We start from the raw sequence: 12,858 nt of genomic DNA, 5'->3' as shown, positions 1-12,858 counted from the left end.
AGGATAAATTAATTTTACATTTTTTTACTTTCGAAAAGAACTGGAACTAAAACATTATATACCAAACAGTAGAAATAATACACATTTATCTGTAAAATAAATTATGGAAAGGGGCCCATACTATGAAAAACGTAAATTTGCCAATGCTCTTGTTTGCGATTACAACTGCAGTTTGCATTATGTTAATTGGAGTATCAATTGCTGAAAGAAGTCTGTTAGGTATTATTCTGTCTATTATTGCTGTAATTATTGTGACAGGTTTAGGATTTACCACAAAGAAAAAAATGCGTGAGAATGGCAGAATATAAATTCTGCTTTCCTCACGCTTTATTTTTGATATTATTTCCTTTTTAAAAATTGTGTAAAGATCTCTTGATGTAGATTCGGTCTTGCAACAAATACACTGTTTTCCTTTAAGAAGTTTAATGGCTCTCCATCAAGGGTTGTTACTACTCCACCAACTTCATTTAACAGAACTACACCAGCAGCAAAATCCCATGGTGATAAACGCATGGTAATATAAACATCAATCCTTCCAGTAACAACATAAGCCAGCTCCAGTGCAGCTGAACCATAAGAACGAGTTCCACGAACAGCATTGACGATCGGTATCAATATTTTTGGATCAATTCGTTTGTTTTCGGTAACCCATGTTGCATTTATGGCAACAATTGCTTTTTCCAGAGGAACTTCCCTTAACGGTTCAATTTTTGTAGAGTTAAAATAAGCACCATGACCTTTACGTGCATGATACAGCTCATCATGAACAACATCGTAAATAAGGCCGATTTGCCCCACTCCATCTTCATAGACTGCTACAGAAATGGCAAAATTACGCTGTTGATGAATAAAATTCATTGTACCGTCAATCGGATCGATAATCCAAGTGATACCATTTAAAGATTGGAGCTTATCTCCATAGCCTTCCTCCCCAAGAATTTGGTGAGTCGGAAAAGTCTCATGAATCTTTTCAATAAAGTATTGTTCCGTTTCCTTATCCATGTTAGTCACGAGGTCATCTGGGTTTGATTTTGATTCAACTACAAGCTTTGTTTTAAAAGAATCCCGAATTCGTTCCCCAGCCTCTTTTATCCAATGTTTCGCATATTTATCTATTTCGTCCCAATTTACCATATCTGTACCTCACTTTTTTCATCTCAAAGGATAGTATGTGCTATGTATCTTTCTTTAAAAGCATACTTTACTTATTTATGGACATGCAAGTAATAAGGAAAGCGAACCATCTCAGGTTCGCTTTCGCTCTTTTTTATACTTCAATTTTAATCATTTCTTGGCTTAATTTTTGTAATTTCTTTTTACATTCTGCTTTTTTCGCTTCATCTTTTTCAATCATCGCATCATAAAGGGTTGCCAATTCATAATCTACTTCTAAACGTAACACAGCCAAGCGCTTTTCTCCGTCTTTTCGCTTTAAGTCATTTATCACTTGTTTCAATTTCCGCACCCCTTTCCACTATTTCAATCTACCACTTTCCCTCATTGACTAATTCTGCTAGTTACTTCTATCTTATGAAAAAACTAGAGCATTGTAACAAATATGTGCGTATACCTAGATAAGCTTTAGGTTTAATTATCGAGCAAGCTAGTTTAGCTTTTTTAATGTTTTTGCTAAAATACAAGAAGGAATATCATTAGGAGGAAAGTTCAATGGCTTTTACAGGGTTTACAAAAGAAGACTTTAATGTGTTTACAATAGATGGACTAGAAAATCGCATGGATGCACTAATTAAACAGGTTCGACCAAAATTAGAGGAATTAGGGAATCATTTTGCCCCTACACTCTCGAGTCTTTCAGGAGATGAAATGTTTGCTCATGTAGCAAAACATGCAAGAAGGACGATTAATCCACCTAAAGATACTTGGGTAGCTTTTGCAAATAATAAGCGTGGGTATAAAATGCTGCCTCATTTTCAAATCGGATTATGGAATACACATTTATTTGTTTGGTTTGCTGTCATTTATGAGGCACCTATCAAGGCAGAATTCAGTCATGTATTAATGGAGCACTCGAAAAAAGTTAGAGAAAGTGTCCCAAACCATTTTGTATGGTCAGTAGATCACACAAAACCAGAAACTCTTAAACATCAGGAGTTGAGCGAACAAGAACTTGAATCAATGTTCACAAGACTACAAACTGTTAAAAAGGCAGAAATCCTATGCGGAATAAACATTCCTAGAGATAAAGTGGTTGAAATGAGCGCTGAAGAATTAGTACGAGTAATTGATCAAACTTTCAGAAAGTTACTTCCATTATACCAGTTAGCACACGAAAGTTCAAAGTAAGTTTCAAAAAGAAATTCATTTTTCGACAAGCTTACATAATAAAAAGGATGTCTTCTAGAAGACATCCTTTTTATTTACATTTTGATTAATTCCATATTTTCTTTTGCTTTTTGAATAACACGGTATGCAGAATACCCACTTGTTTCTTCAAATTCTCCACAAACTTGTTTTTCTTCTGCTTTACTCGGAACAATTTCTTTAAAGCGTTTATAAGCCTGCATCATTTTATCCCTTGCTATTCCTTTCTCGTATGCCCTTTCAACACATTCAAAAAAGGCAATCACATCGACTACCTCGTCTGTGCTCCAGTCATACGAAATCGGGTATTGATAATCCAATCGACTTCACCTCTATTTACTCCACTTAGACCTGATTTGCTCAGCTTCAGTAATCATTCGCTCGAACAGTTCAGCGACTGTTGGTTCATCCTTGATGAGTCCCATTACCTGACCAGCCCAAGCAAATCCCCCATCTAGTTTACCATCATAAATATAACTCATATTAGCTTGACCACTTATGTATTCCCTTAATCCTTCGTATCCACTGTTTGCGACTTCCAACTCGAGGATTTTTGAGGACCATTCATTAGAAATGACACGACCTGGTGCACCTAGTGATCGTTTAATTACGACTGTATCATTTTCGGTTCCTTTAATCAATGCATCCTTATATCCTTGATGGGCGTGAACGCATTCTTTGGTCGCAATAAAGCGTGTACCCATTTCAATACCTTCTGCCCCCAAACTTAACGCAGCCATCAAACCTCGACCATCACCGATTCCACCGGAAGCAATAACAGGAATGGATACTGCATCGACAACTTGTGGAATGAGAACCATAGTTCCGATATCCTGTCTACCAAGATGGCCACCACCCTCTTGACCAACTACCATAACAGCGTCTGCCCCTAGCTCCTCTGCTTTTTCTGCTTGTCTTCTAGCTGCAACCAAAACAAGCTTCTTCATATTAACACCCTTTAATTGTTCAAAAATAGGTGCGGGATTTCCGCCAGTCATTGTGATAACAGGCACTTCTTCCTCAATAGCTACATCAAGCATGTCCGTAAACGGTCTGCCATGTTGTCCTATTGCATAGTTAACCCCAAATGGTTTGTTTGTTAGTTCTTTTACTTTTTTAATTTCATTGCGAAGATCTTCTGGTGTGTCAAGTGACATAGCTGTAATTTGACCAAGGCCACCTGCATTTGATACTGCTGCTGCAAGTTCCGAATACGCTAAATACGCCAGTCCTCCTTGAATGATTGGATACTTAATTCCTAATAAAGTTGAAACCTTCGTTTCCCAATTCATTGTACTCCCACCTTTCATTAATCCATTTCGATGTCACTTCTTGAAACTCCTCTTTTTCCTTTAGCAAATGTTATAAGCAAAGTTTAACAGTCCAAAAAATGTTTAATAATTACTTGTTGTGACAATTTAAAAGTATGAAATATTTTTATATGCAAACGGTAAGAGAAATGCTATAATTCACTTGTTTTATGTAGAAAAAAGTAGAATAAAACATTCATTTTTAAACTGAAATATAAATAAAGAGGTGTGGTTATCAATTGTCGCAAAATGAAACACCATTATTTACTGGTCTTGTTGAACACTCAAAAAAGAACCCAACTCAATTCCATATACCTGGACATAAAAAAGGTGCAGGAATTGATCCAGAATTTCGAGACTTTATCGGGGACAATGCCCTTTCAATCGATCTCATTAATATCGGACCCTTAGATGATCTTCATCAACCTAAAGGCATCATTAAGCAGGCACAGGACCTTGCAGCTGACGCATTTGGTGCAGATCACACTTTCTTTTCCGTACAAGGTACAAGTGGCGCAATTATGACAATGGTCATGGCAGTATGTGGGCCAGGAGACAAAATTATTGTACCTAGAAATGTCCATAAATCTGTAATGTCGGCCATTGTATTTTCCGGTGCAGTGCCAATTTTCATTCATCCAGAGATTGATAATACCTTGGGAATTTCTCATGGAATCACCACAGACTCTGTTAATAAAGCACTTGAACAGCATCCAGACGCAAAAGGATTACTTGTGATTAATCCAACCTATTTCGGCGTTGCTGCTGACCTAAAAAGGATTGTCGATATTGCTCATTCCTATGAAGTACCAGTACTCGTTGACGAAGCACATGGCGTGCATATTCACTTCCATGATGGGTTACCGCTATCTGCCATGCAGGCTGGAGCAGATATGGCTGCAACAAGCGTCCATAAGTTAGGTGGTTCAATGACACAAAGCTCAATTTTAAACGTTAGAGAAGGCTTAGTGTCAGCTAACAGGGTTCAAACAATCTTAAGTATGTTAACAACAACGTCTACATCATATTTATTATTAGCATCTTTGGATGTTGCGAGAAGACGGTTAGTGACAGAGGGATTCGACCTGATTGAAAAAACAATTCAATTAGCCAACTATACAAGAGAAAAAATCAATGAAATAGAAAAACTTAAATGTATCGGACGCGAAATTTTAGGCTCTAAAGCCACATTTGACTTCGATCCGACAAAATTAATAATTTCTGTAAAAGACCTCGGTATTACAGGTTCAGATGCAGAAGTCTGGCTTCGTGAAAAATACAATATTGAAGTGGAAATGTCCGACCTCTACAACATTCTTTGTATTGTAACACCTGGTGATACTAAGAAAGAGGCTGATTTACTAATTGATGCACTTGCAAATTTATCTGACGAAGTCTCACACCTTTCAGAATCTAGAATTGTACCAGAAGTTTTACTTCCAGATATCCCGGTACTTGCTTTATCACCTCGGGATGCATTTTATTCTGAAACAGAGGTTGTTCCATTTGAAGCATCAGCTGGCAGAGTAATTGCTGAATTTATAATGGTCTATCCACCAGGCATTCCGATTTTCATACCTGGAGAAATTATAACTGAGGAGAACTTAACGTATATTCAAACCAATATTGAAGCAGGTCTCCCCGTTCAAGGACCAGAGGATTATGATTTAAAATACTTGCGAGTTATCAAAGAGCACAAAGCAATTAAATAAAGTCGAAAAAGAAGCATGCAAATTTTTTTGCATGCTTTTAATTTTTTATAAAGTTATTTCTCTTCGTGATTGCAATCGCAATGGTCGCATGTTGAATAAAGTGTTGTAACCTTCTCATACTCAAAATGTTCAATTGTTTCACTACATGTTTGACAGATGATTGTACCCATTATTCAAAGCCCCTTTCGAAAAGTAGATTCATAAACTTCTTTTGAAAACGTTTTATGTTATGTTATTTATATAATAGTATGTCACAATTTGTTCGTCAATAGTTAATTGTATAACATTTTAAATTATTTTCAGTTATTTTTTATCATACTTGATGAATTGCGATACATATTTACTGCACACAACACAAAGTTGTAAGTATTACCCATTCAATGCTAGAATAGTAGTAACTTAGAGATATAAACATACATAATTAATCAATCTGGAGTAGGAGTGAAGAGTTTGGAAAACGCATTCATTAAGCTTGTTCCTGCATCAAATACACAAAGTGTATCACTAGATGTTGTAAAAGATCTCTTTAGCTATTACAAGGAAATTACAAGGAAAACAGGGCAGCAACTAGATTGGGAATACGACAATGCTGCATTTCCATACCACATAAAAGAGACGAACCAAGAACATAATTGGTTTTATTTAAAATCCGATCATCAAAAGTATAATGCAATCGTAGTTGGCGTTGGCCAAGAGGCACTTGAAGGTGATAACGGTGAGCAAATCGAGCAATCCTATATCCAAGTAACCCTTCCACATGTGTCAACCACTGGCGATAAAGGAAAAGCTAATGAGTTCTGTAAGTTTTTAGCAAAAAAACTTGAAGGAGAATTACATCTATTTAACGGAAGAATTATGTATTTTTACAAACGAAAATAACGATTAAGGTTCTCTGTTTTCTTTAACTAAATTTTCAAGTGTAAGTAAGAATAGACCATATCATTGTGAGGTGGTCTTTTTCTATGTAAATGCCCAAAAAACCTTTTCAAATGAGAAAAAACATAAAAAGGAAATGAACGTAATCAAGAATGAACTCTTTCTTGTTAGTCCAATTTTGTTTGCTATTAAAAATGCAAGATAACAAAAGATTACTAATAATATCCCTTTCGCAAACAGACTATCGGAACGTGATAACCAAGTAACCAACGAAAATGTACTCCATATTAATACCTGGATTAATCCAATTACATATACCTTCATGAAGAAACTCCCCTTTTATCAGCAATAAAGGAACTATGATCTCGTTTCGCTTTCTAGTCTCTATGAATTTCTGTTTACTATATTAATTAATATGCACAGAAATATGGTAGTATTTTTCATTTATGTAACAAATCAATGACATTGGAAAGAATTTTAAGAATACATGATAAAATGAATTTAAATTAAAAAATAGGCGTTTTGTATTATTTAAATTTAGCATTAAAGACCTATACTTTTGACTATTTTATGGAAGAGTGATTAACAAAATGAAAGAATTTACCCTAATCATACTTTCTTTTATTTTCCTTTCCTCATGTTCTTCATACCAAACACAACCTACATTGCCAGAAATCAAAGACAAACAAATCATCTTTTTTTCTGATGAAGATAATATTCATAATGAAAGTAATTATTATGATGCTTTACTGGAGCTTAGAAATAAATTCCCAACTGAAATCGCAAATATGAAGGTTGTTTCGTCTGAAGATAATAGATTGTATACGAAGTATAAGATTGATGAATATCCTTCTTTATTAATTATTGAACAAGATAAAGTCCTTGAAAAAATTGAAGGGAATGTCGACAAAGAAGAAATTATCATACCCCTTGAAAACGTCTTATCGACCTCAACAAGTTCAAAAAAATAAAAAAATCGCCCCATATTCGGAGCGATTTTTTACATTTATTATTTTACAATGTGGATTGGAGATCCTAAAGCAACTTCTGCTGCTTCCATTGTGATTTCACCTAGAGTTGGGTGAGCATGAATTGTCATTGCAATATCTTCAGCTGTCATACCAGCTTCAACAGCAAGGCCTAATTCAGAAATAATATCTGATGCACTTTCCCCTGCTACTTGAGCACCGATTAGTAGTCCATCCTCTTTACGAGTAATTAACTTTACAAAACCGTCAGTAGCTTCAAGTGCTAGCGCACGACCATTTGCTGCATATGGGAATTTAGCTGCTACAATTTCAATTCCTTCTTCTTTAGCTTGTTGCTCAGTGTATCCAACTGTAGCTAGTTCAGGCTCAGAGAATACAACAGCAGGAATACCTAAGTAGTCAATTTCTGATGACTCACCAGCAATTGCTTCTGCTGCAATTTTACCTTCATATGATGCTTTATGTGCTAATTGAGGTCCGGGAACAATATCACCGATTGCGTAAATATTACTTACACTTGTACGGCATTGTTTATCGATCTCAATAACGCCTCTTTCATTCATTTTAACACCAGCAAGCTCTAATCCAAGCTCATCAGTATTAGGACGACGACCTACCATTACGAATACATAGTCTGCGTCAATTGAATGTTCTTCGCCTTTTGCTTCATACTTCACAGTTACACCATTTTCAGTCTCTTCAACACCTTTAGCAAGAGCCTTAGTGATGATTTCCGCACCTTTTTTCTTAAGGTTCTTTTTAACAATTGTAGTCATTTGCTTTTCAAAACCAAGAAGGATATCATCTGCTCCCTCTAGAATTGTTACTTGTGATCCAAAGTTTGCATAAGCACCGCCAAGTTCAATACCAATTACACCACCGCCGATTACGACGATTTTTTCTGGTACTTCCTTAAGTCCAAGTGCGCCAGTTGAATCAAGAACACGTTTTGAATATTTGAAAGATGGTATTTCGATTGGACGAGAACCTGTAGCAATAATTGCATTTTTGAAATTGTAAGTTTGTGCAGAGTCTTCGTTCATTACACGTAAAGAGTTTGCGTCTACGAAATATGCTTCCCCTTTTACAACTTCAACCTTATTACCTTTTAATAGTCCTGAAACTCCACCAGTTAATTTCTTAACAACACTATCTTTAAAAGCTTGAACTTTTGTAAAATCAAGTGTTACATTTTCAGCTTTGATTCCCATTGAATCAGAATTCTTAGCTGTTTCATAACGGTGTCCAGCGGAGATTAGCGCCTTAGAAGGGATACATCCAACGTTAAGACAAACACCACCAACAGTGTCTTTCTCTACAATCGTAACTTTTTGTCCTAGTTGTGCAGCACGAATCGCTGCAACATATCCACCAGGTCCAGCACCAATAACTATTGTATCTGTTTCAATTGGGAAATCTCCTACTACCATGTTGTATTACGCCTCCATTAATAATAATTGTGGATCATTTAACAAACGTTTGATTTGGTTGAGTGCGTTCTGTGCAGTAGCACCATCAATCATACGGTGATCAAAGCTTAATGATAAAGCAAGGACTGGAGCTACAACAATTTCACCATTTTTAACAACAGGCTTCTCTGCAATTCGGCCTACTCCTAGGATTGCAACTTCTGGATGGTTAATAACAGGAGTGAACCATTGTCCACCAGCTGATCCAATGTTACTGATAGTACATGAAGCACCTTTCATTTCATTAGGAGCTAACTTACCATCACGAGCTTTTCCTGCTAATTCATTGATTTCATTAGAGATAGAGAAAATTGACTTACGATCCGCATCTTTAACAACAGGAACAAGAAGACCTTTTTCTGTATCAGCAGCAATACCAATATTGAAGTAGTGCTTATGAATAATTTCGCTAGTTGCATCATCAAGTGATGTATTTAACGCAGGGAAATCACGTAATGCCGCAGTTAAAGCTTTTACGATATATGGTAGGTATGTTAATTTAATACCTTTTTCAGCTGCAACAGCCTTAAATTTCTTACGGTGTGCAACCAACTCTGTCACATCTACTTCGTCCATTAACGTTACGTGTGGAGCTGTATGTTTTGAGTTAACCATTGCTTTGGCGATTGCTTTACGAATTCCACTCATCTTTTCACGAGTTTCAGGGTATTCGCCCGCAGGAATTGGTTGTTTTGCAGGAGCTGTCGTTGCTTCTGCCGCTGTTGATTTTGGAGCTTCAGCTGCAGGTGTTTCTGTAGCAACAGTTGCACCGCCAGAAGTGAACGCATCAATATCCGACTTCATTATTCTACCATTTTCGCCACTTCCTGCAACCTTTTTAATGTCAATTCCTTTTTCTCGTGCATATTTTCGAACAGAAGGCATAGCAATGATACGACGATTTACATCAACATCAGCTGCAGGTTCTGTTGCTTCTGGTGCAGCCTCAGCTGTTTTTTCTTCCTGAACTTCTTGTTTAGGAGCCTCATCAGATTCGTCGCCTTTAAATTTAAGGTCCTCATATCCTGGAGCATCAAACTTAATAAGCGTATCTCCTACAATTGCAACAGTACCTTCTTCTACAAGTACTTCAAGTACTTTCCCTTTAACAGGAGAAGGAATCTCTACTACTGCTTTATCATTTTGGACCTCACATAGTACATCGTCCTCATTTACTTCATCGCCTGGTTTTACAAACCATTTTACGATTTCACCTTCATGGATACCTTCACCGATATCTGGCAACTTAAATTCAAATGCCACGGTTTTCGCCTCCTAAAATTGTTAGATTCTTGTCAAAAGATGACCTGTCGGCGCATGACTACTTGTTGAACTTTCATACGCCACAGGCTTATTTATTCCGTTAAGGATAGTTAATCCTCGATTAATTGGTTATATATTAGAAGTTCAATACTTTCTTCGCAGTTTCAATTACATCCTTGAAGTTTGGTAACCAAACTGATTCTGCTTGAGAGAACGGATATACTGTATCAGCTGCAGCTACACGTAATACTGGAGCTTCTAAACTTAAGATTGCACGATCGTTGATTTCAGCAACAACGTTTGCTGCAATTCCAGCTTGTTTTTGTGCCTCTTGAACAACGATAGCTCGTCCTGTTTTTTCAACAGAACTAATGATCGTTGGAATATCTAATGGGCTTACTGTACGTAAGTCAATAACTTCTGCAGAAACGCCCTCTTTTTCTAATTCAGTAGCAGCCTTTAAGCATTCGTGTACCATCGCACCATATGAAATCATAGTAATATCTGTACCTTCGCGCTTAACTTCTGCTTTCCCAAGTTCAATTGTATATTCGCCCTCTGGAACCTCCTGGCGGAATGAACGATAAAGTTTCATATGCTCAAGGAAGACAACTGGGTCATTATCGCGAATTGCGGAAATTAATAGACCTTTTGCATCATAAGGTGTTGATGGAATAACAACCTTTAGCCCAGGTTGCTGTGCCATTAAACCTTCTAAGCTATCTGCGTGAAGTTCTGGTGTATGTACACCGCCACCAAAAGGTGAACGAATCGTTACTGGAGCAGTGTAACGACCACCTGAACGATAACGCATACGAGCTAATTGACCACTAATAGAATCAATAACCTCATAGACAAATCCAAAGAATTGGATTTCTGGAACTGGACGATAGCCTTGTAAGCTTAGACCAACAGCAAGACCACCAATACCTGATTCAGCTAGTGGTGTATCAAACACGCGATCTTCACCGAATTCAGCCTGTAGACCTTCAGTAGCACGGAACACACCGCCGTTAACTCCAACGTCTTCACCGAAAACTAAGACATCTGGGTTATTCTTTAATTCTGTGCGTAACGCATCAGTGATTGCTTGAATCATTGTCATTTGCGCCATGGCTTACTTCGACTCCTTCGCTTTATAGATTTCCATTTGCTCCTCTAAATTTAAAGGAAGCTCTTCAAACATATGTGAAATAAGGTCAGTAACCTTTTGTTTTGGTGTTTCGTCCGCTTTTTTAATTGCGTTCTTGATGTCTTCTTTAGCTTCTTCGATGACTTGGTTTTCTAACTCTTCATTCCAAATTCCTTTTCCTTCAAGGTACTTACGGAAACGAACGAGTGGATCTTTCTTTTCCCATTCATTGTCAAGTTCAGAAGTACGATATCTTGTTGGATCATCTCCAGCCATTGTATGTGGACCGTAACGGTAAGTCATTGTTTCAATCAACGTTGGACCTTCTCCATTTACTGCACGCTCACGAGCTTCTTTAACTGCTACATATACAGCTAGTGGATCCATCCCATCAACTTGGATTCCAGGGATACCAGCTGCAACTGCTTTTTGAGCTAAAGTATTGGCTGCAGATTGTTTTTCAACTGGAGTAGAGATAGCAAAACGGTTATTTTGAACAATAAATACTGCTGGTGCTTTGAAAGCTCCTGCAAAGTTAATACCTTCATAGAAATCACCTTGAGAAGTACCGCCATCCCCTGTATAAGTAATAGCAATTGACTTCTTGCCACGCTTTTTCATCCCTAAAGCAACACCAGCACATTGTATGTATTGTGCACCAATAATGATTTGTGGAGAAATTACATTAACACCTTCAGGAACTTGGTTCCCATGAAAATGTCCGCGTGAGAACAAGAATGCTTGATATAGTGGTAAACCATGCCAAACGATTTGAGGTACATCACGGTAACCTGGTAAAATAAAATCTTCTTTTTCTAGTGCAAATTGAGATGCAAGTTGTGAAGCTTCTTGACCTGCAGTAGGTGCATAGAAACCTAAACGTCCTTGACGGTTTAACGAAATTGAACGTTGATCAAGGATTCTTGTATAAACCATTCTTCTCATTAATTCTTTTAATTGATCATCACTTAAATCAGGAACAGCATCTTTGTTAACTACTTCTCCTTCTTCATTTAAGATCTGAAACATAGGAAAGTTTTCAGCAACTTTATCCAGTTGCCCTTGTAAATCAAAGACATTTGCTTTTACAGCCATCTTTTTTCGCTTCCTTTCTTACCCTATTTTCTTTAATCAAATGCACCCGACCATTTATGGTAGGGGGCTTTAACTTTACGATGGAGAAGAACCCAGTATAAAGTTAAGGTTGATACAAAACATACAGCATTAGGTTACCCAAAAATATATCTTTTCAAAGACATAATTAAGAGGAAGTTCAAAAAATCGAATGAATATGACACATCTAATTTCTTCGTTGGCTTGTTTTTCCGTTCCTCACGTATTAAAGGCATACGTTACGGTACTCAAAGCTGCGCCGCCTTGAACTCTCGACGCACAGGATGTGCTAGTGTCGACAATGCCACAGGACGTGGCGTTTTTGTCAACGCGGTCCTCATTCTCTTTTTTGAACACCACTATTATCCATTCGGACGAAGTCTTTAGATGTAATAATTTTTTGTCATGCTCGAAAAAGATATTCTGACTCCTAAATGAACCTGTATTAATTATTTTAGTAAAGCAATTAATACAACTGCTCCCTATCCATTTCCAAGTTTACAACAACGTAAGACACACGTCAAATTGTTTGTTTACTGTTTTATTACTTGTCCACCATTTTTTTCTGTTTTGTATAAATTCCCATTTTTACAATCTGTATCAGTACACATTTAGCATCTGTACTATAAAAACCTTACTTTTTTCGTAAAATAGTCAAAACAAAAGGGCTAT

Annotated in this window: 15 protein-coding genes; 5 read left to right on the top strand and 10 right to left on the bottom strand. The window is 36.9% G+C overall.

The window, feature by feature from the left end; translation table 11 throughout:
• The first annotated feature begins 122 nt into the window (after positions 1 to 122).
• A complete protein-coding gene (locus AC6CHV_RS08860; protein ID WP_341332007.1) occupies positions 123 to 308 on the top strand; it encodes a YlaF family protein in 186 nt (61 codons plus the stop codon).
• A 31-nt stretch (positions 309 to 339) separates the two neighbouring features.
• Here AC6CHV_RS08860 and AC6CHV_RS08855 read toward each other — a convergent pair whose 3' ends face one another.
• Together AC6CHV_RS08855 and AC6CHV_RS08850 are read right to left on the bottom strand one after the other, a co-directional pair.
• Positions 340 to 1,134 (bottom strand): inositol monophosphatase family protein, encoded by a 795-nt coding sequence (locus AC6CHV_RS08855; protein ID WP_341332008.1) that lies wholly within the window; start codon positions 1,132 to 1,134, stop codon positions 340 to 342.
• Positions 1,135 to 1,267: 133 nt separating this feature from the next.
• Positions 1,268 to 1,456: a YkzI domain-containing protein gene (locus AC6CHV_RS08850; RefSeq protein WP_121445020.1), complete on the bottom strand. Its 189-nt coding sequence runs from the start codon at positions 1,454 to 1,456 to the stop codon at positions 1,268 to 1,270.
• Between the two features lie 212 nt (positions 1,457 to 1,668).
• Here AC6CHV_RS08850 and AC6CHV_RS08845 point away from each other — a divergent pair, with 212 nt between their 5' ends.
• Positions 1,669 to 2,304 carry a YktB family protein gene (locus AC6CHV_RS08845; protein WP_440273335.1) on the top strand — a complete coding sequence of 212 codons (636 nt, stop codon included), beginning with the start codon at positions 1,669 to 1,671 and terminating at the stop codon, positions 2,302 to 2,304.
• A 74-nt stretch (positions 2,305 to 2,378) separates the two neighbouring features.
• Here the strand turns inward: AC6CHV_RS08845 and AC6CHV_RS08840 are convergent, their stop codons facing one another.
• Together AC6CHV_RS08840 and AC6CHV_RS08835 are read right to left on the bottom strand one after the other, a co-directional pair.
• A complete protein-coding gene (locus tag AC6CHV_RS08840; RefSeq protein ID WP_121445022.1) occupies positions 2,379 to 2,642 on the bottom strand; it encodes a UPF0223 family protein in 264 nt (87 codons plus the stop codon).
• Between the two features lie 12 nt (positions 2,643 to 2,654).
• A complete protein-coding gene (locus AC6CHV_RS08835) occupies positions 2,655 to 3,614 on the bottom strand; it encodes a nitronate monooxygenase (RefSeq protein ID WP_498078751.1) in 960 nt (319 codons plus the stop codon).
• Positions 3,615 to 3,871: 257 nt separating this feature from the next.
• Here AC6CHV_RS08835 and AC6CHV_RS08830 point away from each other — a divergent pair, with 257 nt between their 5' ends.
• On the top strand, positions 3,872 to 5,344 hold the full coding sequence (locus tag AC6CHV_RS08830) for an aminotransferase class I/II-fold pyridoxal phosphate-dependent enzyme (protein WP_498078750.1): 1,473 nt from the start codon (positions 3,872 to 3,874) through the stop codon (positions 5,342 to 5,344).
• A gap of 53 nt (positions 5,345 to 5,397) precedes the next feature.
• Here the strand turns inward: AC6CHV_RS08830 and AC6CHV_RS08825 are convergent, their stop codons facing one another.
• A complete protein-coding gene (locus AC6CHV_RS08825; protein ID WP_099363145.1) occupies positions 5,398 to 5,514 on the bottom strand; it encodes a GapA-binding peptide SR1P in 117 nt (38 codons plus the stop codon).
• Positions 5,515 to 5,794: 280 nt separating this feature from the next.
• Here AC6CHV_RS08825 and AC6CHV_RS08820 point away from each other — a divergent pair, with 280 nt between their 5' ends.
• Positions 5,795 to 6,223: a DUF1885 family protein gene (locus tag AC6CHV_RS08820; protein WP_341332012.1), complete on the top strand. Its 429-nt coding sequence runs from the start codon at positions 5,795 to 5,797 to the stop codon at positions 6,221 to 6,223.
• A gap of 81 nt (positions 6,224 to 6,304) precedes the next feature.
• Here AC6CHV_RS08820 and AC6CHV_RS08815 read toward each other — a convergent pair whose 3' ends face one another.
• Complete coding sequence (locus AC6CHV_RS08815) at positions 6,305 to 6,544, bottom strand: hypothetical protein (RefSeq protein WP_121445026.1); 240 nt, start codon at positions 6,542 to 6,544, stop codon at positions 6,305 to 6,307.
• Between the two features lie 266 nt (positions 6,545 to 6,810).
• Between AC6CHV_RS08815 and AC6CHV_RS08810 the strand changes: the two genes are divergently transcribed.
• Positions 6,811 to 7,191: a hypothetical protein gene (locus AC6CHV_RS08810; protein WP_341332013.1), complete on the top strand. Its 381-nt coding sequence runs from the start codon at positions 6,811 to 6,813 to the stop codon at positions 7,189 to 7,191.
• A gap of 38 nt (positions 7,192 to 7,229) precedes the next feature.
• Here the strand turns inward: AC6CHV_RS08810 and lpdA are convergent, their stop codons facing one another.
• The 4 genes from lpdA to pdhA all read right to left on the bottom strand — a co-directional run bounded on the left by lpdA (position 7,230) and on the right by pdhA (position 12,168).
• Complete coding sequence (lpdA, locus tag AC6CHV_RS08805) at positions 7,230 to 8,639, bottom strand: dihydrolipoyl dehydrogenase (RefSeq protein WP_341332014.1); 1,410 nt, start codon at positions 8,637 to 8,639, stop codon at positions 7,230 to 7,232.
• Positions 8,640 to 8,645: 6 nt separating this feature from the next.
• Positions 8,646 to 9,941, bottom strand: coding sequence for a dihydrolipoamide acetyltransferase family protein (locus AC6CHV_RS08800; protein WP_341332015.1), 1,296 nt, complete (start codon positions 9,939 to 9,941; stop codon positions 8,646 to 8,648).
• A 136-nt stretch (positions 9,942 to 10,077) separates the two neighbouring features.
• Complete coding sequence (locus AC6CHV_RS08795) at positions 10,078 to 11,055, bottom strand: alpha-ketoacid dehydrogenase subunit beta (protein ID WP_341332016.1); 978 nt, start codon at positions 11,053 to 11,055, stop codon at positions 10,078 to 10,080.
• Between the two features lie 3 nt (positions 11,056 to 11,058).
• Complete coding sequence (gene pdhA / locus AC6CHV_RS08790; protein ID WP_121445031.1) at positions 11,059 to 12,168, bottom strand: pyruvate dehydrogenase (acetyl-transferring) E1 component subunit alpha; 1,110 nt, start codon at positions 12,166 to 12,168, stop codon at positions 11,059 to 11,061.
• Positions 12,169 to 12,858: the final 690 nt, after the last annotated feature.

The sequence above is a fragment of the Ferdinandcohnia sp. GQ5 genome, from assembly GCF_059759275.1.
Note: the sequence above shows the minus strand (reverse complement) of the source record. Positions and strands in the feature narration are given on the sequence as shown.

What these genes read in the sequence shown, in the direction of transcription:
- AC6CHV_RS08815 (WP_121445026.1), bottom strand. Translation starts at nt 6,544, where the DNA reads ATGAAGGTATATGTAATTGGATTAATCCAGGTATTAATATGGAGTACA.
- AC6CHV_RS08845 (WP_440273335.1), top strand. Translation starts at nt 1,669, where the DNA reads ATGGCTTTTACAGGGTTTACAAAAGAAGACTTTAATGTGTTTACAATA.
- AC6CHV_RS08795 (WP_341332016.1), bottom strand. Translation starts at nt 11,055, where the DNA reads ATGGCGCAAATGACAATGATTCAAGCAATCACTGATGCGTTACGCACA.
- pdhA (WP_121445031.1), bottom strand. Translation starts at nt 12,168, where the DNA reads ATGGCTGTAAAAGCAAATGTCTTTGATTTACAAGGGCAACTGGATAAA.
- AC6CHV_RS08855 (WP_341332008.1), bottom strand. Translation starts at nt 1,134, where the DNA reads ATGGTAAATTGGGACGAAATAGATAAATATGCGAAACATTGGATAAAA.
- lpdA (WP_341332014.1), bottom strand. Translation starts at nt 8,639, where the DNA reads ATGGTAGTAGGAGATTTCCCAATTGAAACAGATACAATAGTTATTGGT.
- AC6CHV_RS08825 (WP_099363145.1), bottom strand. Translation starts at nt 5,514, where the DNA reads ATGGGTACAATCATCTGTCAAACATGTAGTGAAACAATTGAACATTTT.
- AC6CHV_RS08810 (WP_341332013.1), top strand. Translation starts at nt 6,811, where the DNA reads ATGAAAGAATTTACCCTAATCATACTTTCTTTTATTTTCCTTTCCTCA.
- AC6CHV_RS08860 (WP_341332007.1), top strand. Translation starts at nt 123, where the DNA reads ATGAAAAACGTAAATTTGCCAATGCTCTTGTTTGCGATTACAACTGCA.
- AC6CHV_RS08835 (WP_498078751.1), bottom strand. Translation starts at nt 3,614, where the DNA reads ATGAATTGGGAAACGAAGGTTTCAACTTTATTAGGAATTAAGTATCCA.